Source organism: Georgenia halophila, assembly GCF_039541595.1.
Genome location: NZ_BAABGN010000015.1, coordinates 1 through 23,924, shown reverse-complemented (window position 1 = coordinate 23,924; position 23,924 = coordinate 1). Strand labels below are relative to the sequence as shown.

The 23,924-nt window shown below is 72.2% G+C and carries 17 protein-coding genes and 2 pseudogenes; 7 read left to right on the top strand and 12 right to left on the bottom strand.

Going from position 1 to position 23,924, the window contains the following annotated elements; translation table 11 throughout:
- The first annotated feature begins 548 nt into the window (after positions 1-548).
- Genes ABD907_RS20315 through ABD907_RS20305 form a run of 3 tightly spaced genes read left to right on the top strand, consistent with a single transcriptional unit; the run spans position 549 to position 5,216 of the window.
- Positions 549-2,537: a glycoside hydrolase family 127 protein gene (locus ABD907_RS20315; RefSeq protein ID WP_345219082.1), complete on the top strand. Its 1,989-nt coding sequence runs from the start codon at positions 549-551 to the stop codon at positions 2,535-2,537.
- On the top strand, positions 2,534-3,853 hold the full coding sequence (locus ABD907_RS20310; protein WP_345219080.1) for a RuBisCO large subunit C-terminal-like domain-containing protein: 1,320 nt from the start codon (positions 2,534-2,536) through the stop codon (positions 3,851-3,853). Before ABD907_RS20315 ends, ABD907_RS20310 begins: the two co-directional genes overlap by 4 nt.
- A complete protein-coding gene (locus ABD907_RS20305) occupies positions 3,846-5,216 on the top strand; it encodes a four-carbon acid sugar kinase family protein (protein WP_345219078.1) in 1,371 nt (456 codons plus the stop codon). The genes ABD907_RS20310 and ABD907_RS20305 overlap by 8 nt, the downstream gene beginning before the upstream one ends.
- Here ABD907_RS20305 and ABD907_RS20300 read toward each other — a convergent pair.
- Together ABD907_RS20300 and ABD907_RS20295 are read right to left on the bottom strand one after the other, a co-directional pair.
- The gene (locus ABD907_RS20300; RefSeq protein WP_345219076.1) at positions 5,202-8,132 is read right to left on the bottom strand and encodes a glycoside hydrolase family 2 TIM barrel-domain containing protein; all 2,931 of its coding nucleotides are present in this window, start codon (positions 8,130-8,132) and stop codon (positions 5,202-5,204) included. The two genes, ABD907_RS20305 and ABD907_RS20300, sit on opposite strands and share 15 nt — an antisense overlap.
- 9 nt (positions 8,133-8,141) lie before the next feature.
- On the bottom strand, positions 8,142-9,689 hold the full coding sequence (locus ABD907_RS20295) for an apiosidase-like domain-containing protein (protein WP_345219075.1): 1,548 nt from the start codon (positions 9,687-9,689) through the stop codon (positions 8,142-8,144).
- Positions 9,690-9,880: 191 nt separating this feature from the next.
- On the opposite strand from ABD907_RS20295, the gene ABD907_RS20290 reads away from it, so the two are divergent.
- A complete protein-coding gene (locus ABD907_RS20290; protein WP_345219073.1) occupies positions 9,881-12,505 on the top strand; it encodes a family 78 glycoside hydrolase catalytic domain in 2,625 nt (874 codons plus the stop codon).
- A 53-nt stretch (positions 12,506-12,558) separates the two neighbouring features.
- Here the strand turns inward: ABD907_RS20290 and rsmI are convergent, their stop codons facing one another.
- Positions 12,559-13,398 (bottom strand): 16S rRNA (cytidine(1402)-2'-O)-methyltransferase, encoded by an 840-nt coding sequence (gene rsmI, locus ABD907_RS20285; RefSeq protein ID WP_345219142.1) that lies wholly within the window; start codon positions 13,396-13,398, stop codon positions 12,559-12,561.
- A gap of 74 nt (positions 13,399-13,472) precedes the next feature.
- On the opposite strand from rsmI, the gene ABD907_RS20280 reads away from it, so the two are divergent.
- On the top strand, positions 13,473-15,467 hold the full coding sequence (locus ABD907_RS20280) for a dolichyl-phosphate-mannose--protein mannosyltransferase (protein ID WP_345219071.1): 1,995 nt from the start codon (positions 13,473-13,475) through the stop codon (positions 15,465-15,467).
- A gap of 101 nt (positions 15,468-15,568) precedes the next feature.
- Positions 15,569-16,393, top strand: coding sequence for an SDR family NAD(P)-dependent oxidoreductase (locus ABD907_RS20275; RefSeq protein WP_345219069.1), 825 nt, complete (start codon positions 15,569-15,571; stop codon positions 16,391-16,393).
- 20 nt (positions 16,394-16,413) lie between these two features.
- On the opposite strand, the gene ABD907_RS20270 is transcribed toward ABD907_RS20275, so the two are convergent.
- The 9 genes and pseudogenes from ABD907_RS20270 to ABD907_RS20230 form a co-directional block, all read right to left on the bottom strand.
- The gene (locus ABD907_RS20270; RefSeq protein ID WP_345219067.1) at positions 16,414-17,244 is read right to left on the bottom strand and encodes an endonuclease/exonuclease/phosphatase family protein; all 831 of its coding nucleotides are present in this window, start codon (positions 17,242-17,244) and stop codon (positions 16,414-16,416) included.
- 18 nt (positions 17,245-17,262) lie between these two features.
- On the bottom strand, positions 17,263-17,931 hold the full coding sequence (locus ABD907_RS20265) for a metal-dependent transcriptional regulator (RefSeq protein WP_345219065.1): 669 nt from the start codon (positions 17,929-17,931) through the stop codon (positions 17,263-17,265).
- A complete protein-coding gene (locus ABD907_RS20260) occupies positions 17,928-18,764 on the bottom strand; it encodes a metal ABC transporter permease (protein ID WP_345219141.1) in 837 nt (278 codons plus the stop codon). Before ABD907_RS20260 ends, ABD907_RS20265 begins: the two co-directional genes overlap by 4 nt.
- Positions 18,765-18,811: 47 nt before the next feature.
- Positions 18,812-19,609, bottom strand: a complete 798-nt coding sequence (locus ABD907_RS20255; protein ID WP_345219063.1) for a metal ABC transporter ATP-binding protein — start codon at positions 19,607-19,609, stop codon at positions 18,812-18,814.
- Positions 19,609-20,574: a metal ABC transporter substrate-binding protein gene (locus tag ABD907_RS20250; RefSeq protein WP_345219060.1), complete on the bottom strand. Its 966-nt coding sequence runs from the start codon at positions 20,572-20,574 to the stop codon at positions 19,609-19,611. Before ABD907_RS20250 ends, ABD907_RS20255 begins: the two co-directional genes overlap by 1 nt.
- A gap of 7 nt (positions 20,575-20,581) precedes the next feature.
- Positions 20,582-22,087 (bottom strand): family 20 glycosylhydrolase, encoded by a 1,506-nt coding sequence (locus tag ABD907_RS20245; RefSeq protein WP_345219058.1) that lies wholly within the window; start codon positions 22,085-22,087, stop codon positions 20,582-20,584.
- 298 nt (positions 22,088-22,385) lie between these two features.
- Entirely contained in the window at positions 22,386-22,682 is a 297-nt protein-coding gene (locus ABD907_RS20240; protein ID WP_345219057.1) for a hypothetical protein, read from the bottom strand.
- Positions 22,683-22,849: 167 nt separating this feature from the next.
- The gene (locus ABD907_RS20235) at positions 22,850-23,065 is read right to left on the bottom strand and encodes a sulfatase-like hydrolase/transferase (RefSeq protein WP_345219056.1); all 216 of its coding nucleotides are present in this window, start codon (positions 23,063-23,065) and stop codon (positions 22,850-22,852) included.
- A gap of 230 nt (positions 23,066-23,295) precedes the next feature.
- A pseudogene (locus tag ABD907_RS20230) lies at positions 23,296-23,569 on the bottom strand (sulfatase-like hydrolase/transferase).
- A gap of 239 nt (positions 23,570-23,808) precedes the next feature.
- On the opposite strand from ABD907_RS20230, the pseudogene ABD907_RS21195 reads away from it, so the two are divergent.
- A pseudogene (locus ABD907_RS21195) lies at positions 23,809-23,924 on the top strand (IS30 family transposase); the annotation flags it as partial.

Here is a 23,924-nt window from a genome sequence, read left to right as displayed (position 1 = left end):
CCACGCGCCGGCCTCCTNGCAGAGCGTCCTGGCTGGCGAGCAGCGTCACCTTCTGGACGGTGTCGGCCTGGGCGAGCTTTCGGTGCTCCAGCGGGAGCGCCTCGTTCTCTGCCTGGCACTGGTCGGCAGCGAGCGCATCGAGCTGGGCGCTCACCGTGGGGTTCTCGTTCGCGCTGAGAACGGTGAAGGCTTCGGCGTCGGAACCGCTTCCTCCTCCGGATCCCGAGCCGTCCTCCTGGCCCGCGCTCCCTGCGCACGCGGCGAGTGGCGTGATGACCGCCAGTGCGACGCTCGCCAGCATCACGCGCCGGCTTCGGCTTGTTCTCATGTCGTCCTCCTTGACGGCTGCTGGTGAGTGGCAGGCGGGCGACCGAGTCGCCGTGTGCGTCAACAGTCAGCGCTGACAGAATATGCAGTGCTCTCGACGAACGTAGCACAGTCTGCGGCGTTTTGAATATCAATGCAAGTCTGCGAGGATACTCATGCCGATGAAGGCTCGCGGCCGTTGCTCGCCGCAACGGTCGGCGAGCGAAGGGAGATCTCGCGCCATGACCAGCACCACGACCTCGGACGTTGTCACAGCACTGAAGCCGCTCGACGCGTCCGCCATCCATTGGGCCGGAGGCTTCTGGGGCCACGTCCTCGAGCGCACGCGCGCCACGACCGTGCCGGGCATCTGGCAGTCGCTGAGCGACGAGGCGGTCGGTCCGGGCTGGCGCAACTTCCTGATCGCCGCCGGCGAGGCGGAGGGCCAGCACGAGGGCCCGCCGTTCCTGGACGGCGACCTCTACAAGTGGCTCGAGGCGGCCATCAGCCTGCTCGAGACCGGCTCCGACCCCGAGCTGGCGGCACGGATCGAGGCCATCGCGAAGACGATCGCCTCGGTGCAGCGCGACGACGGGTATCTCCACACGCCGAACCTCATCGCCACTCGCAACGGCGAGGACGCCGCGGCTCTCGCCGACCGCTTCAACTTCGAGACCTACAACCTCGGGCACCTCATCACCGCCGCCGTCCGCCACCACCGCGTCACCGGGAGCACGGTGCTGCTCGACGCGGCGGTGCGAGCCGCCGCGTTCCTGGAGTCGCTCGCCGAGGATCACCGCGACCAGCTGGCACGAAGCGCGATCTGCCCCTCCCACTACATGGGCGTGATCACCCTCTTCCGCGCGACCGGCGACGAGCGCTACCTCCGCCTGGCCAAGGCCTTCGTGGACGTGCGGGACGAGTTCGCCGGCGGGGACGACAACCAGGACCGCCTCCCGGTCCGGGAGCAGAAGGTCGCGGCCGGGCACGCCGTGCGCGCCAACTATCTCTACGCGGGTCTCGCCGACCTCGCCGCCGAGACCCAGGACCGAGAGCTCGTGCGGGTGCTCGAGGGACTCTGGCGAGACGTCGTCGACACCAAGCTGTACATCACCGGCGGATGCGGGGCTCTGTACGACGGCGCCTCCCCCGACGGCTACCCGTGGCAGCGCGAGATCTCCCGCGTGCACCAGGCCTACGGCCGCGCGTTCCAGCTGCCCAACACGACGGCGCACAACGAGTCGTGCGCGAACATCGGCATGATCTTCTGGTCGGAGCGCATGCTCGCGCTCACCGGGGACGCCCGGTACGCGGACGTCATCGAACGCATCGCCTACAACAGCCTGCTGGCCAGCGTCAGCCTCGACGGACGGCGCTACTTCTACACCAACCCCTTGCGGCAGGTGCGCGACCTTCCCTTCCCGCTGCGCATGCCCGGGGAGACGGCCGTGCGTCCCGTACCGGAACCGCCGGCCTCGGACGCCCGGCTGCGCACCGAGTACATGAGCTGCTTCTGCTGTCCGCCGAACATCGCCCGCACGCTCGCGCAGTTCCACGAGCGCGCGATGTCGACCTCCGAGGAAGGTCTGTGGGTACATCTCTTCGACGACGCCGACGTCGCCGCGGAGCTCGGCGGTCGCGGCCTCCGGCTGCACATCGAGGCTGACCAACCATGGAGCGGGCGGGTGGTGCTGGAGGTCGGGGACGTCCAGGGCGGCGGGCTGCCGCTGAAGCTGCGCATCCCCGGATGGAGCGACGGCGCCACGATCACGGTGAACGGCACGCCGGTCGAGGCAAGCCGACCCGGCACCTACACGACTCTCGAACGCGAGTGGTCGGCGGGCGACATCGTCGAGCTCGTGCTCCCGATGCCGGTCAGGCTGCTGCGCGGCCACCGTCTGGCCGAGGAGGTCTCGAACCAGGTGGCAGTGGTTCGCGGCCCGGTGGTGTACTGCCTCGAGAGCCCAGACCTGCCTGACGGCGTACGGCTCGAGCAGGTCGCCCTGCGTCGGCACGCCCGGTTCACCGAGGTCGAGACCGAGATCGAGGGTCACCCGATCGTCGCTCTCGAGGGCGAGGCCACCGTCCTGCCCGCGGGCGACGGCGACGCGCTCTATGCCGATCTCGAGGACGCCCCGCTGCGCACCGTCCCGGTACGTCTGATCCCGTACTTCGCCTGGGGCAACCGAGGGCGGTCCGAGATGTCCGTCTGGCTCCCGCTGGTCTGGTGAGCGACGTGTCCCAAGCGATCCCGCAGACCGATACCGCACCCGCCGCGCCACGGAGTGCCGCCCAGACGACCTACGTCGTCGCGACCTACCACATCGAGACCTCGCTCGACCCTCGGCAGGCGGCCGAGATCCTCGCCGGCGAGCAGTCCACGGGCACTTTCGTCCGCGTCGCGCGCGAGTCCGACGACGTCCGGGCACGGTTCGCGGCCAAGGTCGACGACGTCGAGGAGCTGCCCCTCACCGGCTCGTCACCACTGCCCGGGACCGTCGGCGACCCGGCGGCACGGCGTCGCGCACGCATCACGCTGCGCTTCCCGCTCGACAACTTCGGTCCCTCGCTCCCGAACCTGCAGGCCGCCGTGGCCGGCAACCTGTTCGAGATGAAGGAGCTCGCGGCCATCAAGCTGGTCGACCTCGACCTGCCCACCGCCTTCGCGGAGCGCTACCCGGGACCCGCCTTCGGCGTCGCCGGCACGCGACGCTCCATGTCGCGAGCGGACGGCGCGATGATCGGCACCATCGTCAAACCGAGCATCGGCCTCTCGCCGGACGAGCTCGCTCAGTTCGTCGAGGAGCTGGTCTCGGCCGGCATCGACTTCATCAAGGACGACGAGCTGCAGGGCAACGGCCCCACCGCGCCGCTCGCCGAACGGGTGCGCGCCGTGGTTCCCGTCCTGGAGCGGCACGCCGACCGGACGGGCGTGAAGCCCATGTACGCGTTCAACATCACGGACGACATCGGCCGCCTCGAGGCCAACCACGATCTCGTGGTCGACGCGGGAGGCACGTGCGTGATGGCGTGCGTGAACATGGTCGGGCTGTCGGGAGTCGAGTTCCTCCGCCGCCACTCGGCCGTACCGATCCACGGGCACCGGGCGATGTTCGGCGCCGTGAGCCGCTCCGAGCAGCTCGGCTTCTCGTTCCGCGCGTGGCAGAAGCTCGCGCGCCTCTCGGGCGTCGACCACCTGCACACGAACGGCATCAGCAACAAGTTCTACGAGAGCGACGCCGAGGTGCTCGACTCGATCACCGCGGTGCGTGAACCGCTCCTCGGCCAGACCCCGACGCTCCCGGTCCTCTCGTCGGGGCAGTGGGCCGGCCTCGCGCACGCGACCTACGCGGCGACGGGCACCGACGACGTGCTCGTGCTCTCCGGCGGCGGCATCCACGGCCACCCCGACGGGTCGGCGGCCGGCGTCGCGAGCATGCGTGCGGCCTGGGCCTCGGCGGTACGAGGAGAGTCCGTGGAGGAGGCGCTGGCCGCTTCTCCCGCGTTCCGTCGTGCCCTCGAGACCTTCGGACCTCCTCGTGCCTGATCTGCGCGTCGCCTTCTACGGTGACGACTTCACGGGCAGCGTCGACGCGTTGCTGCAGTTCGCGCGCGCAGGGTGGCGCGGCCGCCTGTTCGTCGGCCACCCCGGACCTGACGCGCTCGTGCGGGACGCCGCCGGTGCGGACGTGATCGGCATCGCCGGCGTGGCCCGCTCGCTGAGTGCCGACGCCATCGACGAGGAGGTGCGCCCCGCGCTGGAGGGCCTGCGCCGCCTGCATCCCGCCGTGGTGCAGTACAAGGCCTGCTCGACGGCGGACTCGTCCCCCACCGTCGGCAGCCTGGGCCGTGTCATCGAGATCGGCCGGAAGGTGTTCGGTCCGCTCACCGTCCCGGTCCTTGTCGCCCAGCCCGACTTCGGCCGCTACACGGTGTTCGGGCACCACTTCGCCGCCGAGGAGGGCATCGTCTACCGCCTCGACCGGCAGCCGACGATGTCGAACCATCCCGTGACGCCGATGCACGAGGCCGACCTGGCTCGCCATCTGTCCCGTCAGACGGCGCTTCCGATCGGCTCCCTGGACTTCACCGCGTACGCGGACGCCGCCGCGACCAGCCGGACCCTCCGGGACCGAACGGATGCGGCGACGGTCCTGGACGCCATGGACGACCGGCACGTGGCTCTCGTCGGCCGGGCGGTGGCCGCGATGCACCAGGACGAGCCCGTGCTCGCGATCGGCTCCGGGGGGCTCAGTGCCGGGCTGGCTCACGCGCTGACGCCGGCCGCCGACGGCGCGCCCGGCAACGCTCCCGACGGCGCGACCGGCCACGAGACGCCGAGCGTGGTGGGGGCGGGGCTCGGCACCGCCGGTCCCGTGCTCGCGGTCTCGGGCAGCCGGTCCCCGCAGACGGCGCGCCAGGTCGCCCACGCCGTCGAGCACGGCTGGACGGAGCTGGACCTGCCAGTCGGCTCCGGCCCCTTCGAGGACGTCACGTCGTCGGCCCTCGATGAGCTGGCCGCGGGGCGCAGCGTGGTGGTCTCCACCGTTCGCGCGCAGGTCGAAGGCGCGGACGACCTCGTCGAACGGATCGCCGTCGGGCTCGCGGCCGTCGTGCGCGCCGCCCTGGTCTCGGGCACGACGCGGCGCGTTGTCGTGTGCGGCGGCGACACCTCGAGCCGCGTCGTCACCCTGCTCGGCGCGGAGTCGCTCGAGATCGCCGCCAACCCGTTCGGCAACGTCGTCGTGTGCCGGGTCTCGGCGCCCGAGTCCTGGCTCGACGGCGCGGACGTGCTGCTCAAGGGCGGGCAGGTCGGGCCGGTCGACCTGTTCGAGACCGTGCGCCGTCTCGACGCGACGGCCGCATCGCGGCCCGGCCGCGGCGGGCCCTCGACCTCAGTGCAGCGATAGCCGCACGCTCCAGGTCGTGGAAGTCCGCGGCACCCGGTACCGCTCTGGCAGCGCCGGCCCGCACGCCGCGGAGCCCAGCCCCTGCTGGGCGTGATCGACGTTGAGCCACAGCCGCCCCGAATCGACCAGCTCGTGCCGGTGCCGGGCGCGCCCGAGCTCCTCCGACGTCCACCGGCGGGCGGCGAAACCGAACGTCGGAGACCCGTCCACCCGCAGCAGCGGCACGCCGGGGCCGGAGAGCTCGAGCCAGCGGATATCGAGGCGGTTGCCGTTCTCCTGGGGGACCGGGTAGCCGACCTGCAGCTCCTCCACCGTCGCGTCGTAGCGCCCGACGCGCGCCGCCGCGCAGGAGTCGACGTACGACTCGCCCGGACCGCGTCCGAACCACCTCGCCCGCGCGTACGCAGCCGGCAGAGACATCCGCAGACCGAGCCGCGGCGGCACGATCTCCAGATGCCGGTGCGGCGTGTCGGCCCACGGACCCGTGAAGTCGACGCTCACGTCGACGCGCAGGCCGCCGTCGTCGTGGCACCAGTCGAATCGGTACGCGAGCGCGTGCGGGTGCGCCGAGGCGGCCGCACGGCCGGCCACCCGTAGCACGTCACCGTCGGGCTCGACCAGGTCGGTGCGGTGCCGCAGCCGGTCCAGTCCCACGGCGCGCCACACGGACGCGAGATCGTTGACGCCGCCCTGCCCGCGGTCGTTCTCGATCGGGGCACGGCCGAGGTCCAGGACGGGGCCGTCGACCTTGACGCTCCCGAGCCGGACCAGCCCGCCGGAGACCGGGTCGAACCGGGCGTCGCCCAGGGCGATCAGGCCGTCGTCCGCCTGCCGGGCGGGCGTGGTGGCTCGTGGCGGACGGGACCGGGGAGCGCCGTCGGCCAGGAGGCCTTGTCCCCAGGCGACGACGTGACCGGCCGGGGCCCACGGCGTGTCACCGACCAGGCGCGCCTCGACGGTGAGCCACCACTCGCCGGGCTCGCCGCCAGGCCGCGCCGGCAGGGGCACCTCCGCCGACTCGCCGGGCGGCACCGGTGGAACCGGAAGGTCGCCTTCCTCCCGACGCTCGCCGTCGACCTCGAGCCGCCAGCGGAAGGCGAGGTGGTCGAGGCCGCGCACGTCGTGGCGGTTCCGGATCGACACGGTGGTGTCGATCTCGATGGCGACCGGCTCGATCGCCTTCTTCAGCTCGTGCAGGCCGGGCGAGGGCGTGCGGTCCGGGAAGAGCAGCCCGTCGAGGCAGTAGCGCCCGCCGTTCGGTGCGTACGCGACGTCACCGCCGTGCATGAAGTACTCGCCGTCCCCGGCGCGGTGCCGGAAGCCGTGATCGATCCACTCCCAGACGAAGGCTCCGCAGAAGCGGTCGGACGACTCGAGGATCCGCTGGTAGTCGACGAGTGACCCAGGACCGTTGCCCATGGCGTGGGCGTACTCGCAGAGCAGGAAGGGCAGGGTCCGCCGGCGGGAGTCCTCCTCGTCGCTCACCCCCTCGGGGCGGGGCTCCTCCCGGCGGCCGATCTGCTCGAGCAGCTCCTGGGCCGGGTACATGAGCGAGTAGAAGTCCGAGTTCCGGTAGCTGGGGTCACGCTCGTAGTGGATCGGGCGCGAGGGGTCGCGGTCACGGACCCAAGACTCGAGCGCGTCGAAGTTCTCGCCCACCCAGCTCTCGTTGGCGAGGGACCAGATGATAACGCTCGGCCGGTTCTTGTCCCGCTCGACCATGCGGCGCGTCCGGTCGAGCATCGCCGGCAGCCACCGGGTGTCCGCCGGCGGATTGCCCTCCCAGCCGGCGTAGATGAATCCGTGCGTCTCGAGGTCGCACTCGACCACGACCCAGAGCCCGTAGTCGTCGCAGAGCCGGAGGAAGTCGGGGTGCGGTGGGTAGTGGCTGGTGCGTACGGCGTTGATGTTGTGCTGCTTCATCAGGACGATGTCGCGGACCATCGTCTGGTGGTCGAGCGCCCGGCCCGAGTCGGGGTCGTGCTCGTGCCGGTTGACGCCCCTCAGGAGCACGCGGCGTCCGTTCACCGTCAGCGTGCCGTCGACGACGGCGACCGTGCGAAAGCCGATCCGGAGCTCGACCGTCTCCCCCGCGCCGGTGAGGGTGCCGTCGTAGAGGCGCGGCGACTCCGCGCTCCAGGGCTCGACGGGTACGGTGGCGCTCTGCCCCGCCGCCATGCGGACACCCAGCTCGGGGATCTCGACGACGGCCGGCTCCGAAGCCTCCACCCGGAGGGTGCCGAGTCCGGTCTCGTGGTCGAAGTCGGCGTGCACGAAGTGGTCGTCGATGGCGCCGTCGGGGCGTTCGATGACCTCGACGTCCCGGAAGATGCCCGGCAGCCACCACATGTCCTGGTCCTCGAGGTAGGTGCCGCTCGACCAACGGTGGACCCGCACGGCGAGCACGTTCTCCCCGGGCACGACCGGTGCGTCGAACTCGACGGGCAGCCGGCTGCCGGTCGAGAAGCCCAGCGGCTCGCCGTTCAGCCATACCTTCGCGCAGGAGTCGATGCCCTGGAACCGGAGCACGGCGGCGCCCCAGTCGTCGGGGACACGGAACACGAGCCGGTAGTCGCCGGTCGGGTTCTCGGTGGGAACCAACGGTGGGTCGAGCGGCACGGGGAGCGCGGTGTTCGTGTAGACGGGCCCCTCACCGGTGCCGCGCAGCGATCGCGCCGGTCCGCCGGCGAGGGGAGTGACCGGTTCGAGGACCCAGTGGGCGGGCACCGTGATCTCGTCCCAGCGGCTGTCGTCGAAGCCGGCGCGCACGAATGCCGGCCCCGTGCCGGCGGCCGTGGGTGAGAGCCGGAAGCGCCAGCGGCCGTTGAGCGTGATGCGGCGCGCGTCCGAGAGCGCGTCGGCTCGTGGCCGGCGCCGTCCCTCTCCGGGCGTGAAGGATTCCCAGTACGCGTCCATGCCGTCCGTTCAGGTCGTCGATGTGGGGGCGGCTGGGCCGCTGCGCCGGACGCGGACGGCCAGCGCCTCACCGGCCGGCAGGCGCACGGGCGCAGCGTCTCCGGCGAACGCCTCGTTGCGCCGGACGTCCGTGAGCTCGAACGTTCGGCCCACCGGGGTGACCGTCATGTTCCAGGTGTCGATGACGTCGACCTCGAAGCGGTCCCCCGTCTCGAGGCGGGCGCCCCACCGGCCCTGCGGGAGACGGAACGTCCATGTCGCGGGCGACCGCCGGCCGAGGTACTGCAGATATGTCGAGCCTGGGACGCCGACGACGAACCCGTCGTCCCACCAGCCGTCGATGGGATCGAGGCCGGCGCCGTCGACCTGCTCGAGCAGGCCACGGAGGAAACCCAGGCGCGGCGGGCTCTCGCCGCGGAGGGGGCCGCCCTGGACGATGTGCAGGCTTCCGTTCTCGAGCGTGAAGCTCTCGCCCTGCGAGGCGTAGCAGCCCGAGACGGTCGCGATCCAGAACTGGTGCACGAGCTGCTGCGGCGTCAGGTGGCCCCATCGCTCGGGGACGTCGCCCTCGTACTTGATCTCGTCGAGCACGATCGGCTTGCGGTAGGCGTCCCGGAACAGCGAGGCACGGCCGACGTCCTCGGTGGCCTGCCCCAGCTGGATGGACGCGTGGGTGACCCACGGCTTGTTGTAGTCGTACAGGCGCACCCAGTTGTGCACCGAGCGCAGGTGCTCGTGCGGATCGGTCGCCGCGAGCAGCTCGCCGGCGCGGTCCCACCGTGCGGTAGGACGATCGAGCAGGTCGAACTCGTTGCACAGCGACCACCACACGTTCGGGTACGCCGAGAGCCGTGCGACGAGGTAGCGCAGGTACGCGGCGTCCTCGTCCTCCGTGAGCGTGTCCAGACCGAAGCGGGCGTTGTCGTAGGCGTTGTAGATGAGCACGTCCGCCTGGACGCCCCGGGCCTGCAGCAGGCGGACCGCCGCGTCGAGGCGGCGGAAGTACTCGACGACCGGCCGGGAGACGTCGTACCGCCCGTCGGCGCCACGCTCGAACGGCAGCAGCTCCGGGAAGTGCTCGACGTAACCACCCGCCTGGGGGAACACCATGAAACGCAGCTTGTTGAGACCCGCCCCGGCGATCGCGTCGACCGTCTCGCTGAAGAGCGGCTCGTCCTGGTGCAGCCAGTTGTAGACCGTCGCCCCTACGGGCCGAAACGGTGTGCCGTCGGCGTGCGCGAGGTGGAACGTGCCGGCCACGCGAACCGGTCCGTGCTCGCCCGGCTCGGCGGGCCCGACCGCCAGCTCCCCCGACCGCCCCGCGAGCCGCGGGACGTCGCTCGCGCTCGACCAGGTCCACCGGCCCTCGACCTCAGGGGCGAATCGCGCGAGGTAGCGGTCCGCCCCGTCCCAGAACCCCGGCACCTCGACGACGTGCCCGCCCTCGTGCGCGAAGGTGACCGTGAGTGGCGTGCGATCAGCTGGCACGGGCGTCGCGGGACCCGTGAAGGGCAGCTCGACGACCGAGTAGAGAGCCACCGTCGATCCGCCGCGCATGCTGCACCCCTTCGCTGCCTCTCACCGCAAACCGGCCTACCGGTTTACCGGTCAGCGTAGCGCGCCAGCGGCGCGGCGTGTCCACCCGACCGGCGGCAGCCGTCTGCAGAAACGCGACGCCACCGAACCGGACTTGTACCGGTCAACCGGTTGCGTCAAGATGGGGTCGCCACTCACGAAACGGAGTACCGATGACGCTCGCCGTGACCCCACCGATTTTCGAGCACCACCGCGAGGCGTTCGGCATCGGGACGTCGACCCCACGCCTGTCGTGGAAGACGGCGGCTCCCCCGGGCTGGGAGCAGGCGGCGTACGAGCTCCGCGTCGAGCGCGGCGGCCGGCTCTGGCGGACGCCGTCACCGGTGCGGTCGCCCGAGTCCGTGCTCGTGCCGTGGCCCGTCGACCCCCTGCACTCCCGTGAGCGCGCGACGGTGAGCGTGCGCGTGCTCGGAGCCGACGGGACGTCGTCCGGGTGGAGCGAGCCGGCCGCCGTCGAGACCGGGCTCCTGTCGGCGTGCGACTGGGTCGCGCAGGCGGTCGGAGCGGCGTGGGAGGAGGATCCCGACCTCGACGAGCGCCGACCCTCGATCCTGCGACGCGAGTTCTCCGCCTCCGAACGCCTCACCTCGGCCCGTCTCTACGTCACTGCCCACGGTGTCTTCGAGATGGAGATCAACGGTCGACGTATCGGTGACGACGCCATGGCACCCGGCTGGACGCCCTACCGGGACAAGCTGCGCTACTCGACCTACGACGTCACGGACGCGATCGCCGTCGGCGAGAACGCGATCGGTGCCTGGCTCGGCGACGGCTGGTACCGCGGCCGGCTCGGCTGGTACGGCGGCTTCCGCAACATCTACGGCCACGATCTGTCGCTTCTGGCCCAGCTCGAGCTTCGCTACGCCGACGGCTCGACCCAGGTGGTCGCGACGGACGACACGTGGCGCGCCGCCCCGAGCCCGATCCTGCACACCGGCAACTACGACGGCGAGTGCTACGACGCACGGCTCGAGCTGACTGGCTGGTCGGAACCCGGGTTCGACGACGCCGCGTGGTATCGCGTCGTCGCGGCGCACCGGGATCCTGAGACGCTCGTGGCTCCCGCCGGGCCGCCCGTGCGCTGCACGGAGGAGGTCACGCCCGTCGAGGTCCTGACGACGCCGTCCGGCGCCCGGGTGCTCGACCTCGGACAGAACCTCGTGGGCCGGCTCCGCATCCGCCTGTCCGGGGCTGCCGGAGATCGCGTCGTCATCCGCACCGCGGAGGTTTTGCAGGAGGGCGAGATCTACACCCGCCCGCTGCGCACCGCCCGGTCGACCGACGAGTACGTGGTCGCCGGCCGCGGCGTCGAGGAGTGGGAACCGCGGTTCACGTTCCACGGCTTCCGCTACGCGGAGATCACGGGCTGGCCCGGTGACCTCGAGGCGGCGGTCGCACGCGGTGAGATCGTCGCTCGCGTCTATCACACCGACATGGAGCGCACCGGCTGGTTCAGCTGTTCCGACCCGTCCGTCGAGCGCCTGCACCAGAACGTCGTGTGGAGCATGCGCGGCAACTTCCTGGACATCCCCACCGACTGCCCGCAGCGCGACGAGCGGGTGGGCTGGACCGGCGACATCCAGGTGTTCGCACCGACGGCGTCCTTTCTCTACGACGTGTCGGGCATGCTCGAGTCCTGGTTGGGCGATGTCGCGATCGAGCAGCTTCCCGACGGCACCGTGCCGTGGTACGTGCCGGTGATCCCCGCACACCGCATGTGGACGCCGATCCGTCCGGGTGCGGCGTGGGGCGACGTGGCCGCGTTGACGCCGTGGGCGTTGTACGAGCGCTTCGGCGACGCCGGCCTTCTCGGGGCGCAGTACGCGAGTGCGAAGAAGTGGGTCGAGCTCGTCGAGCGCGTCGCCGGCCCCGATCGTCTCTGGGACGAAGGGTTCCAGCTCGGTGACTGGCTGGATCCGGCCGCGCCGCCGCAGGATCCGGCCGACGCGCGTACCGATCGCTACCTCGTCGCGACGGCGTACTTCGCGCGCTCCGCGGACCGTGTGGCACGCATGGCCGAGGTGCTCGGTCTGCGCGACGACGCGGCGCGGTTCGCAAAGTTGTCCGCCGAGGTCCGCCAGGCCTTCGCCGCCGCTTACGTAGAACCCGGCGGACGCATGGCGAGCGACGCGCAGACGGCGTACTCGCTCGCGATCGCGTTCGAGCTGGTGCCGGAGGATCTGCGCGACTTCGCCGGCGAGCGCCTCGCCGAGCTCGTCGAGGAGGCCGGGCACCGCATCGCGACCGGGTTCGTCGGTACGCCGCTGGTCTGCGACGCGCTCACCGCGACCGGGCATGCCGATGCCGCGTACGACCTGCTGCTGGAGGAGCGGGCGCCCTCGTGGCTCTACGCCGTCCGGCAGGGCGCCACGACGATCTGGGAGCGGTGGGACAGCCTGCGTCCTGACGGCACGGTCAACCCGGGGACGATGACCTCATTCAACCACTACGCGCTCGGGGCCGTGGCCGACTGGCTGCACCGGGTCGTCGCCGGCCTGGAGCCGGCGGAGCCCGGCTACCGCCGCATCCGTTTCCGTCCCCAGCCCGGCGGCGGTCTGACCCGTGCGTCCGCGGAGCACGAGACTCCGTACGGCCGCGCCGCGATCGCGTGGCGGATCGACGGCGAGACGCTCCACGTGGAGGTCACGGTGCCGACAGGTTCCGCCGCCACCGTGGAGCTACCCGGCGGCGAGCCCGTCGCCGTCAGCAGCGGCACGCACGACTTCCAGGCCCCGTGGACTGGGCTCGAAGCCAAGGCGTCCGCCTCGACGCGCTGAGACCCGACGACCACTCGGCACACCGGTGACCATTCGGCGCAACCGGTGACGAGTCACGAGTCAGCGCGGGCGGTCAGGGCCGCCTCGTACAGATCCCGCTTGCTCAGGCCCGTCTCCCCCGCCACCGTGGCCGCAGCGTCCTTGAGCCGGCTGCCGCTCTCGGTCAGCTCCAGCACGCGGGCGACGTGGTCCTCGACGGTCGGCTCGACCGGCGACGCCCCGGCCACGACCACCGTGATCTCGCCGCGCACGCCGTCGGCGGCCCAGGCGGCAAGGTCGCCGAGGGGCTCGCGGCGCACCTCCTCGTACGTCTTGGTCAGCTCCCGGCACACCGCCGCCGCGCGGTCCTCGCCGAAGGCGGACGCCATCGCGCCGAGCGTCTCGGCCAGCCGGTGCGGCGCCTCGAAGAAGACCATCGTCCGCGGCTCGTCGATCAGGGCACGCAGCGCTCGGGACCGGTCGCCGGTCTTGCGAGGCAGGAATCCCTCGAAACAGAACCGGTCCGTGGCCAGCCCGGACAGTGCCAGCGCCGTGAGGACCGCGGAAGGACCGGGCGCAACACTGACCCGGACGCCGGCCTCGGCGGCCGCGCTCACGAGCCGGTATCCCGGGTCCGACACCGACGGCATGCCGGCGTCCGACACCACCAGGACGCGCGACCCCTCCTGCGCGGCGCGGACCAGCTCGGGCGCGCGCCGGGCCTCGTTGTGCTCCTGATAGCTCACCAGCCGGCCACCGACGTGCACGCCCAGGCGTGCGGCGAGCGCCCGGAGCCGGCGGGTGTCCTCGGCAGCGACCACGTCGGCCTCCGCGAGGGCGTGGCGCAACCGGGGTGGTGCGTCGGCGGCGTCCCCGATCGGGGTGGCGGCAAGCAGGATGACGCCCGGTGCCATGACGGCGCGGGACGTCGAGGATTCTGGGCCCGTGGTCACGCGATCAGTGTCCCTCACCGACCTAGACTCACCGGGTGACCCCGCCCGCCCCCACGCCGCATGACGACGACGGCGGACGGGACCGGACCCGGATGGAGCACCCGTCGGACCGGCCGGCCGGGTCCCACGAGGCGCGCGACCTGACCCGCACGCTCATGCGCACCGAGTTCCGCGAGCGCCGTTCCGTCACCACCGAGCTCGCGGCCACCACTGTGAGGCGCCCGCCCCGCAGCACCCGGGAGATCGAGAACAGTCTCCGCCGTCGGCTCGGCCTGGGCCGGCTCGGTGAACGCCTGGACCCGACGCCGTGGCTGTGGGGCTGGCTCGGCCCGCTCGTCGTCACGGCGCTGGCCGCCGTCATGCGCCTGGTGGACCTCAACCACCCGACCCGGCTGATCTTCGACGAGACCTACTACGTCAAGCAGGCGTTCTCCCTGCTCACGCTCGGCTACGAGGGTGACTGGCCGGCCGAGGACGACGACGAGAACGACGCCATCAACTCCCGCTTCGCGGACGGTGACTACTCGGACCTCGTCTCCGAGGCCGACTATGTGGTCCACCCCCAGGTCGGCAAGTGGATGATCGCCGTCGGGCTGCGACTCTTCGGGGCGGACAACGGTGCCGGCTGGCGCTTCTCGGCCGCGATCGTGGGCGCCCTGTCCGTGCTGCTTCTGGCCCGCACCGCACGGCGACTGTTCGGCTCCGCGGCTCTCGGCACGGTCGCCGGGCTGCTCCTGGCGATCGACGGCGTGCATCTCACCGAGTCCCGCACCTCGCTCCTCGACGTCTTCCTCATGTTCTGGGTGCTCGTCGGGTTCTGGTGCGTCCTGCGCGACCGCGACGCGAGCCGCGCGCGGCTCGCGCACCGGACGGCGCCCATCCGCGCCGCCGAGGAGTCACGCGCCTTCCACGCCGCGGCCGATGCCGCAGCTCGCCCCGCCGAGCCGGATCGCCCCGCCGAACCGGACCGCCCCGCCGAGCCGGAGCGCCGCGGGCGGGGCGTCGGTGTGCGGTGGTGGCTGGTGGGGGCCGGCGTCGCCCTCGGCCTCGCGTGCGGGGTGAAGTGGTCCGGCATCTACGCCGTCGCCGTCTTCGGGGTCCTGGCCTTCGCATGGGACCTGAGCGCACGGCGGGCCATCGGCGAGCGTCGGTGGTTCACGACGAGCGTCGTGCGCGGCGGGATCCCGGCGTTCGTCGCGCTCGTCCCCACGGCGGCCCTCACCTACGTCGCGAGCTGGGCGTCCTGGTTCGCCCACCCCGGCGCCTACCGCCGGCAGTGGGCGGCGGACCTGCGCGCGGCCGGTGAGCCGGTGCCACGGCCCTGGCTGCCGGACTGGCTGAACTCCTGGTGGGACTACCACCTCGCGATGTGGGACTTCCACAACGGACTCCGGTCCGAGCACTCCTACGAGGCGCACCCGATCACGTGGATCCTGCAGCTGCGCCCCACCTCGTTCTACTGGCCGGAGAACGAGCCGCCACCCGAGGCCTGCGGGGCCGCCCGCTGCGCCGAGGCGATCACCAACCTCGGTAACCCCGTCATCTGGTGGCTCGCCGTGCCCGCGCTCGGCGTGCTGCTGCACACCGCGATCAAGGGCCGGGACTGGCGCGCCTGGGCGATCCTCGCCGGCTACGCGGCGATGTACCTCCCATGGTTCGCCTACGCGCACCGGACGGTCTTCAGCTTCTACTCCGTCGCGTTCGTCCCCTACGTCGTGCTGTGCCTGACCTTCGTCGTCGGCTGGGCGACCGGGCTGCTGAGACCGCCGCCGCACACGGACGGCTGGCTCGCCGCAGGCCCGGCGGCCTCGTCCCGCCGCGGCGGGTGGCGCACCGACGAACCGACCCGCCTCGCCCGCTTCCTCACCGACGACGGCTCCGTCCGTCCCACCCCGACAGCCTGGGCGATCCTGCTGGCCGTGGTGGCCCTCGCCGTCGTCGCCGCCGCCTTCTGGTGGCCGCTGTGGTCCGCGCAGCCGGTCTCGTACGACTTCTGGCGCGCCCACATGTGGCTGCCCAGCTGGATCTGAGTGCCCCGCTACCGTGGTGACGGGTCACGGCCGAGGTGGTCGCCGCGTTCGACCGTCGCCACGGCTGCGAGCATGAACCTCCCCGACCGAAGGAGAACGACGTGAGCGTGCGCGGTGCCCGTGTCCTGATCACCGGCGCCACCCGTGGCATGGGCCGACTCTTCGCCCACCGCGCCGCCGACGAGGGCGCGACCGCGCTCGATCTGTGGGGCCGCGACACCACGGCGCTCGACGACGTCGCCGCGGACCTGGTCCGGCCAGGACTGACCGTCCGCACGGACGTCGTCGACCTCTCCGTCCCGGGGCAGATCGACGACGCCGCCCGGCTCATCACCGACGGCGCCGCCCCGGACGTCCTGGTCAACAACGCCGGCACCATCAGCTCCAACGCCTACGCCTGGGACCTCGACCCCGACGACGCCGACCGCACCTTCGCCGTCAACACCCTCGCCCCGATCCGGCTCACCACCCGGCTGCTGCCGGCGATGATCGACGACGCACGGCGAACCGGACGGCCCAAGCGCATCCTCACCGTCGCCTCCGCGGCGGGTCTGGTGCCCAACCCGCGCATGGCCGGCTACGCGGCGTCCAAGGCCGCGATCATGCACTGGTCCGAGACGCTGCGGCTCGAGCTTGCGCAGGCCGGGCACGACCACGTGACAGTCACGACCTACAACCCCTCCTACGTCGACACCGGCATGTTCGCGGGCGCGGCGGCCGTGCGGCTCAGCCCGCTGCTCACGCCCGAGCGGGCCGTCGACATCGGCTGGCGGGCCATGCTGGCCGGCCGCGCGCACGTCGTGGCGCCGGCCGCCGTCCACCTGGCCCGGGCGGCGCGGGCGTTGCTGCCGACCCGCGGCTTCGACGCCCTGGCCGGCGTGCTCGGCGTCCACCGGTCCATGGAGACGTTCACCGGGCGAGGGTGATCGACAGGTGGCGACCGCCGTCAGGCCCACGTCCCAGGCGGGTGCGCCGGGCGCCGCAGATCGGCCACCACGCCGAAGTGGTCGCTCGCCCAGACGCCGCCCGTCGGACGGTCGAGCACCAGCCGGCAGGCCGCCACGTCCAGCAGCGGCCCGTGGGGCCCCGAGCGGATCATGATGTGGTCGATGCGGCGCCCGCGTTCGAGCGGCACCTCGCCGGCGCGCACCAGCGGGTTCCGTGGGCTGAGGGTATGGCCCGCATCGCCCGCCCGGACGGCCTCCCACGCATCCTCGTAGCGCACTCCCGTCCCGTCGAGGGACTGCCGGCCGGTGAGGAACCGGATGCTGGCGTCCTCGGGATCGGCGTCGAGGTCCCCCAGCAGGACGACGGGCAGCCCGGGCCGGTCGGCGACGAGCTCCTCGACGAGCCGAGCGACGACGACTGCCTGCCGTTCCCGAAGGTCCTCCCGGTCCAGCCGCCAGCTCGGCTTGTGGTGCACCACCAGCATCGGCCCGACCGCCGGCGCGTCGACCTCCACGGCGACGGCGCCGGCCCAGGACAGGTCCTCGGCGTCCTGGAACCGGTGCGTGCCGAGGTGGGACATCGGCCACCGACTGCCCAGGCAGGCGCCCACCCCGTCCGGGGAGAAGCCGGGGTGGTCGACGAACGTGTACTCCTCGCCGAGGAGGTCCACCGCCTGGTCGACGGCGCCGTCGCGGGTGACCTCCTGCAACGCCACCACGTCGGGCCGCAGCTCGCGCAGCGCGCGTCGCAGGACCGGCTCGCGCGCCGGCCCGTCCGCGTGCGAGCGGGCCAGCACGTTGAGGGTGACCATCCGGACGGTGTCTGCCATGTCAGCTCTTCACGATCGTCAGGCGGTGGTGACCCAGACCGCCTCGGCCGCCGCGAGCCCGATCTCCACGGGCACCGCACCGGCGACCCGGGCCGACAGCGTCCCGGCGAAGTCGCGTCGTTCCACCACGTCGAGGACGGTGTCCAGCGCGATCCCGAGGCCCGCGAAGTACCGCAGCACCTGCGGGTCGACATCGGAGATGCGTGCCACGCGCACGTGCGAGCCCGCCTCGACGAGGTGCAGCTGCCGGGCCGCCGGGGCCGGCACCGTCCCGTCCGGCCGCGGGATCGGGTCACCGTGCGGGTCGCGCTCCGGGTGGCCCAACCTGTTCTCGAGGGCCTCGACGAGCCGGTCGGACACGGCGTGCTCGAGCACCTCCGCCTCGTCGTGGACCTCGTCCCAGCCGTAGCCCAGCTCCTCGACGAGGAACGTCTCGATGACGCGGTGGCGCCGGACCATGGTCAGCGCGGCGGACCGGCCGGCGTCGCTGAGCTCGATGGCTCCGTACCGGGCGTGGGTGAGCAGCCCCTGCCCGGTGAGCTTCTTGACCGCCTCGGAGACGGTGGACGGCGAGAAACCCATGCGGCGGGCGAGCAGCGTCGTCGTCACCGGCTCGTCCGACCACTCCTGGGCCGACCAGACCACCTTGAGGTAGTCCTGGTTGGCGGCGGTGAGCTCCCCGATCACGGCGACCACGCTACGCGAGCGGTCCGCTGCGGACGACGCCGGACCAGCCCACGCCAGAGCAGCCCGCGCCGCGGCGCGAAGACATGGACGACGGCGAAGACGCTCCCCTGGGCGAGCACCACCATCGGCCCGGAGGCGGTGTCGAGGGCGTAGCTGGCGTAGATGCCGACCACCGCGCAACCGGCCGCCAGCGACGGGGCCACGACGAGCATCCGGCCGATCCGGTCGGTCAGCAGCCGCGCCGTCGCCCCGGGGATGATGACCATGGCGACCACGAGGACCACGCCGACGGCCTGGATGGCGACGACCACGGTCAGGGCGAGCAGTACGAGCAGCAGTGCCGAGAGCCGACGAGGACTCAGCCCGATCGCCCGGGCGTGCGTGGGGTCGAAGGCGTACAGGGTCAGGTCCCGGTTCTTCAGCAGCACGACGGCGAGCGCACCGGCCGCGATGACGAGGACCTGGAGGAGGTCGGCCGGCGAGACCCCGAGGAGGTTGCCGAAGAGGATGTGGCCGAGGTCCGTCTGGCTGGGCACCACCGAGATGAGCATGAGCCCGAACGCGAACAGCACCGTGAAGACGACGCCGATGACGGCGTCCTCCTTGAGCACCGATCTCGCCCGGACCTGGCCGATCAGCAGCACCGCGAGGAGCCCGAACGCCAACGCCCCGATCGCGAACGGCGCGCCGACGAGGTAGGCGAGGACGACGCCGGGCAGCACCGCGTGGGACACCGCCTCCCCCATGAGGGACCAGCCGATCAGGACGAGCCAGCAGCTCAGCACCCCGCAGACGATGGCGGCGACGACGGCGACGGCGAAGGCGCGCCGCATGAACCCGTACGCCCACGGCTCGGTGAGCAGCTCGGGCAGCAGCTCCGTCACGGCCCCACCTCCCGCTCGGCGGCACGGGCGACGCCGCTGGTGGTGGTCCCGTCGTCGGCCGCGCCGAAGGCGAGCGCCAGGTTCTCCGGTCGCAGCACCTCTCGCGGGCTCGCGTGCAGGATGACGCGGCGGTGCAGCAGGACCGCGTCGTCGCACAGGACGTCGAGGTTCTGCAGGTCGTGGGTGGAGATCAGCACGGTGCGCCCCTCCGCGGCCAGGGTGCGCAGCAGCGCCGTGAGCGTGTCCTCGGTGAGCCGGTCGACGCCGGCGAACGGTTCGTCCAGCAGCAGCACGTCGGCCTCCTGTGCCAGGGCGCGGGCGACGAACACCCGCTTGCGCTGCCCGCCGGACAGGGCACCGACCTGACGGTCGGCGAGGTCGCTCAGTCCCACCCGCTCGAGGGCCCCGGCCACCTGCTCCTCGTCCCCTCGCCGCAGTCGGCGGGTGAGTCCGAGCCGGCCGTAGCGCCCCATGCGCACTACGTCCCGCACGCACACCGGAAAGCTCCAGTCGACGTCCTCGGACTGCGGGGTGTAGGCGACGGCGCCGCGGCGACGCGCCCGCTCTGCCGGCCCGCCCAGGAGGCGGATGCTGCCCGACTCGGGCGGCACGAGCCCCATGACGGACTTGAATAGGGTCGACTTGCCGGAGCCGTTCATGCCGACGAGGCCGGTCACGGTGCCGGGTCGCAGGTCGAGCGTGACGCCGTCGAGCGCCGTGACGGCGCCGTAGCGCACGGACAGGTTCTGGACCTCGAGAGCCGGGTCCGCCGTCGCGCGGGGTGCTTGGGACATCACGGCGGGTCCTCCCCGGTGAGGCCGGCCACGATCGTCTCGGCGTCGTGCCGGAGCAGGTCGAGGTAGCTGGGCACGGGCCCGCCCGGGCCGGAGAGGGAGTCGACGTAGAGGGTGCCGCCGAACCTGGCGCCCGTCTCCGCCGCCACCTGGCGCTGGCCGGTGTCGTCGACGGTGGACTCGCAGAAGACGGCGGGGACGTCGTCGGCGCGGACGCGGTCGATGACACCGACGACCTGGCGGGGCGTGGACTGGCGCTCGGCGTTGACGGGCCACAGGTAGGCCTCGCCGAGGCCGGTGTCGCGGGCGAGGTAGGAGAAGGCACCCTCGCAGGTGGCGAGGACGCGGCTCTCGGCAGGCAGTCGCTGGAGGGCCGTGACCATCTGCTCGCGGACCTTCGCCAGCTCCGCGCCGTACGCCTCGCCGTTGGCGGCGTACTCCTCGGCGTGCGCGGGGTCGAGGTCGCTGAGCGCGGCGACGATGTTGTCGACGTAGACCTGACCCGCCGTGGGCGACATCCAGGCGTGCGGGTTGGCGGTGTGCTCGCCGGTCCCGTGGGTGCCGGCGATCGGCAGCGGGTCGACGCCCTCGCTGACGACGACGTGCTCGGCGTCGACGTCGGTGAGGAACTGCTCGAACCACGCCTCGAGGCCGAGGCCGTTGTCGATGACGAGGTCGGCCTCGGCGCCTTGGCGGAGGTCGTCGGGCGTGGGTTGGTAGCCGTGGATCTCCGCGCCGACGTCGGTGACGGACTCGACGCGGACGTGGCCGCCGCCGACCGTGCGGACCATGTCCGCCAGGACGGTGAAGGTGGTCAGCACGAGTGACCGGCCGTCGTCGGGCGTGGGGGTCCGGGCGGGCGCCGCCGAGCACCCGGTCAGCACGGCCAGGCACAGCGCGGCCACGGCCGACACCGTCAGATGTAGGCGCCCCCTCCACGGATTGTTCGCCATGCCGAAACCCATGTCACGATCATAGCCACGGCACCTCCGGAACCGGGTGGAAGGCCCAGTCGTGGGCGCGCCAGGTGGGGGCCTGCACCGCCAGGCGTGGCACGAGGCCGGCGAAGCCGGAGGCGTCGCGCACGGACTGCGGGGACCACGCCACCTCGGCGACCGCGGCCAGGCGTGGCAGCAGCATGGTGAACAGGTCGTCGCGCGTGGCGAGCGTCTCGGTCCAGACGGCCGCCTCGATCCCACGGATCCGGGCCGGGTCGAGCCCGTCGGCGTAGGTGTCGGGGTCCCAGCTCCATGACCGCTCGAGATCGACGTGACCGGCCCAGTCGAGCCCGAGCGGGAACTCCGGCGTGTACTTCATGTCCAGGTAGATGTGGTTGCCGGGCGACATGATCACGTCGTGGCCCCGCTCGGCGGCGTCGAGCACGGGCGTGAGGTCGGTGCCGGAGGCCCACAGCTGGACCAACGAGCCTGGCGGGAGGTCCGCGGCGCCACCCTCCTGCCACACGACGAGAACCTTGCCCGTGCCCGCCACCACACGCCCGAGCTCGGCGACGACGTCGAGGTAGTCCTGCCGGGTCATGACGTGTGCCTCGTCGCCCCCGCCGTGCAGGTACGGCCCCGGCGTGAGGTCGGCGAGCTCGCCGAGCACGTCGTCGAGGAAGGGCTTGGTCGCCGGTTCGTTCAGGGTGATCTGGGAGAACCCGACGTCGGTGCCGGTGTAGGGCGGCGGCGCCTCCCCGGTCGGGGTCAGCTGACCGTAGGCGTGGAGGGCGGCGTGCGTGTGGCCGGGCAGGTCGATCTCGGGCACGACCGTGACGGCACGGGAAGCGGCGTGGGCCACGAGCTCCGCCCAGTCCGCCTGGCTGAGGTAGCCGCCCTCTCCCCCGCCGACCTCGGTGCCGCCGGAGCGTTCGGTCAGCAGCGGCCGGCGCGTCAGCTCGAGGCGCCAACCCTGGTCGTCCGTCAGGTGCACGTGGAGGGCGTTGAGCTTGTACCCCGCGGCGAGGTCGACGACCTCCTTGAGGACGGACAGCGGGAAGAAGTGCCGTGCGATGTCGATGCTCAGGCCGCGCCAGGCGTACCGCGGCGCGTCGGAGATGGCGACGGCGGGGATGGCGTCGGCGGACCCGCGGACGAGATGGACGAGGGTCGTCAGGCCGCGGGCGAGACCGACCGGTGCGGGGGCGAGGAGGTGCACCCGGTCGGCGCCGACGGTGAGCCGGTAGGCCTCCAGCGCGGCGGCGTCGTGGGTGAGCGACGCCGGCGGGACGTCCCGGGCGAGCACCCACTGCGGGTCGTCGGGATCGAGCTCGACGATGATCTCCGGCGCTCCCGCTGAAGCGCCGAGGGCGGCGCCGGCGGCGGCGAGCGAGTCGGCCAGGTCCGCGAGCGGCGCGGCGACCGGGTCGGCGTCGGTCGTGCCGGCGTCGGGGGTGACCAGCCGGAGCGGGCCGGCGAGCGGGAATCCCGGCCCGTCGTGCTCCTCGAGGTGGGCAGGGGCCGGGACGAGCGGCAGCATGAGACCTCCGTCGGTGCTCGGTTCGGGCTTTCCTGCGCGGAGGCCCATCGGGTACGCCATTCCTATCGTCACCGGCCCACCCGGCGAAAGGACGCCCACCGGCTGACCTCCCCTCGGGCGCCCGGCACCCACCGGCACCCGCCGGCGGCCCGCGCGCGGCGAGGGCCACTCGCAACATCGAGGGCCACTCGCACCATCGAGGGCTACTGGTGCAACAGTGGCCTTCGGTGCGGGGAGTGGCCTTCGCTCCCTGAGTTCGAGGGACGCGAGGGACCCACGCTCGCGCCGACCGTGGCCGTCACGATCGCGCCCTCGCCTCGGCGTCCTGCCGCTGCGACTTGATCTCCCGGGAGAAGTCGTCGACCAGCCCGAGCATCCGTTCGAGGACGTCCGGGTACAGGTCGTCGAGGTTGTAGCTCTCCTCCGTGTCGGCCTGGACGTCGAAGAGCTGGGGCAGCTCGCGCAGGCCGGGATTCGGGAAGCGGTCCACGTGGGCTTTCCAGCGCCCGCCGCGCACCGCGTTGAGGTGCCAGTGGGAGAAGAAGTAGAGCGGCGGACGCGGCGGGACCTGCTCACCGCGGAGCAGGTCGCTCATGTCGACGCCGTCGATCGACCGGTCGTCGGGGACCTCTGCCCCCGGCGAGCGCGGCGAGCGTCGGGAACACGTCGAGCAGCGAGCGCACGTCGCTCGTCACCGTGCCCGGGTCGATCTGTCCGACCCAGCGGGCGATAAAGGGCATGCGGATGCCGCCCTCGTAGGTATCAATCTTGCGCCCGCGGCGCCCGCCGGTGCCCCCCGAACCACGGGCCGCTGTCGCTCGTGACGATGAAGATGGTGTCCTCGGCCAGCCCAAGCTGCTCGACGTGACTGACAAGCCGGCCGACGTGGTAGTCGATGAGCTCGAGGGTGTCACCGTACGCCCCGGCGCCCGACGTACCGCGGAACCTCCCCTCCACGTGGGGCGGGATGTACGGCATGGTGGCGGGAGGTAGGCGAAGAACGGCGGCTCGTCGGCGTGGTGGCTGATGAAGTCCATCGCCTGGTCGGTGTACCGGAAGGTCAGCGTAGTGTGGTCGACGGCCTCCTCGATCCGGTCGGCGTAGACCCAGAGGTTCAGCGGGTGCATGTCGTTGCTGTACGGCAGGCCGTAGAACTCGCCGAAGCCGTGGCGCAGCGGGTTGTGCTCGGGGCGGGCGCCGAGGTGCCACTAGCCGTACACGCCGCAGCGGTAGCCGGCGTCGCTCAGCACGTCGCCGAAGTGCTTCTCCCACTCGCAGATGCCCTCGGGGTCCTCCGGGAAGACCACCCAGCGCGGGCCGACCCGCTGGGCGTAGCGGCCCGTGAGCAGCCCCGCCCGGGAAGGTGTGCAGATCGGCGAGGTGGAGTACATCTGCTCGAAGCATGCCCTCGGCCGCGAGCTGCTCGATGTTGGGCGTCGAGACCAGCGGCGAGCCGGTGCAGCTGAGGTCCCCGTACCCCATGTCGTCCATGAAGATGAGGATGATGTTCGGACGCGAGCCGGCTTCCATGCGAACTTCTCGTGGCGTCGCCGAGCTGCTTCGCCGACGAGTGTAATCGATTTCGCATAGCGTAGCGTCCGCCCGGTCATGCGCGAGCAAGGCTAACCGGGTCAGCCCGGTGCATTCGCTGCCGAAGCGTAACGCTGAGACATGGTTGGCAGATCGCGTGGCCGCCTGGAGCAGGAACCCAGGTCGCCGCCGCGTTGCGTACCGGGCGCACCCGACGTAAGCCACACCGGCAGCCCGACCAGCGCACACCCCGATTCACCGATTCGATGGTGATGATCTCCCAGCGGCCACCCGAGGTGGAGGACCG

Bases quoted from the DNA above. Each gene is read 5' to 3' on its own strand.
- ABD907_RS20300 (WP_345219076.1), bottom strand. From the start codon at position 8,132: ATGGACGCGTACTGGGAATCCTTCACGCCCGGAGAGGGACGGCGCCGG.
- ABD907_RS20290 (WP_345219073.1), top strand. From the start codon at position 9,881: ATGACGCTCGCCGTGACCCCACCGATTTTCGAGCACCACCGCGAGGCG.
- ABD907_RS20315 (WP_345219082.1), top strand. From the start codon at position 549: ATGACCAGCACCACGACCTCGGACGTTGTCACAGCACTGAAGCCGCTC.
- ABD907_RS20270 (WP_345219067.1), bottom strand. From the start codon at position 17,244: ATGGCAGACACCGTCCGGATGGTCACCCTCAACGTGCTGGCCCGCTCG.
- ABD907_RS20235 (WP_345219056.1), bottom strand. From the start codon at position 23,065: ATGCCGTACATCCCGCCCCACGTGGAGGGGAGGTTCCGCGGTACGTCG.
- ABD907_RS20295 (WP_345219075.1), bottom strand. From the start codon at position 9,689: ATGCGCGGCGGATCGACGGTGGCTCTCTACTCGGTCGTCGAGCTGCCC.
- ABD907_RS20240 (WP_345219057.1), bottom strand. From the start codon at position 22,682: ATGAGCGACCTGCTCCGCGGTGAGCAGGTCCCGCCGCGTCCGCCGCTC.
- ABD907_RS20255 (WP_345219063.1), bottom strand. From the start codon at position 19,609: ATGTCCCAAGCACCCCGCGCGACGGCGGACCCGGCTCTCGAGGTCCAG.
- rsmI (WP_345219142.1), bottom strand. From the start codon at position 13,398: ATGGCACCGGGCGTCATCCTGCTTGCCGCCACCCCGATCGGGGACGCC.
- ABD907_RS20250 (WP_345219060.1), bottom strand. From the start codon at position 20,574: ATGGGTTTCGGCATGGCGAACAATCCGTGGAGGGGGCGCCTACATCTG.
- ABD907_RS20260 (WP_345219141.1), bottom strand. From the start codon at position 18,764: ATGCGGCGCGCCTTCGCCGTCGCCGTCGTCGCCGCCATCGTCTGCGGG.
- ABD907_RS20245 (WP_345219058.1), bottom strand. From the start codon at position 22,087: ATGCTGCCGCTCGTCCCGGCCCCTGCCCACCTCGAGGAGCACGACGGG.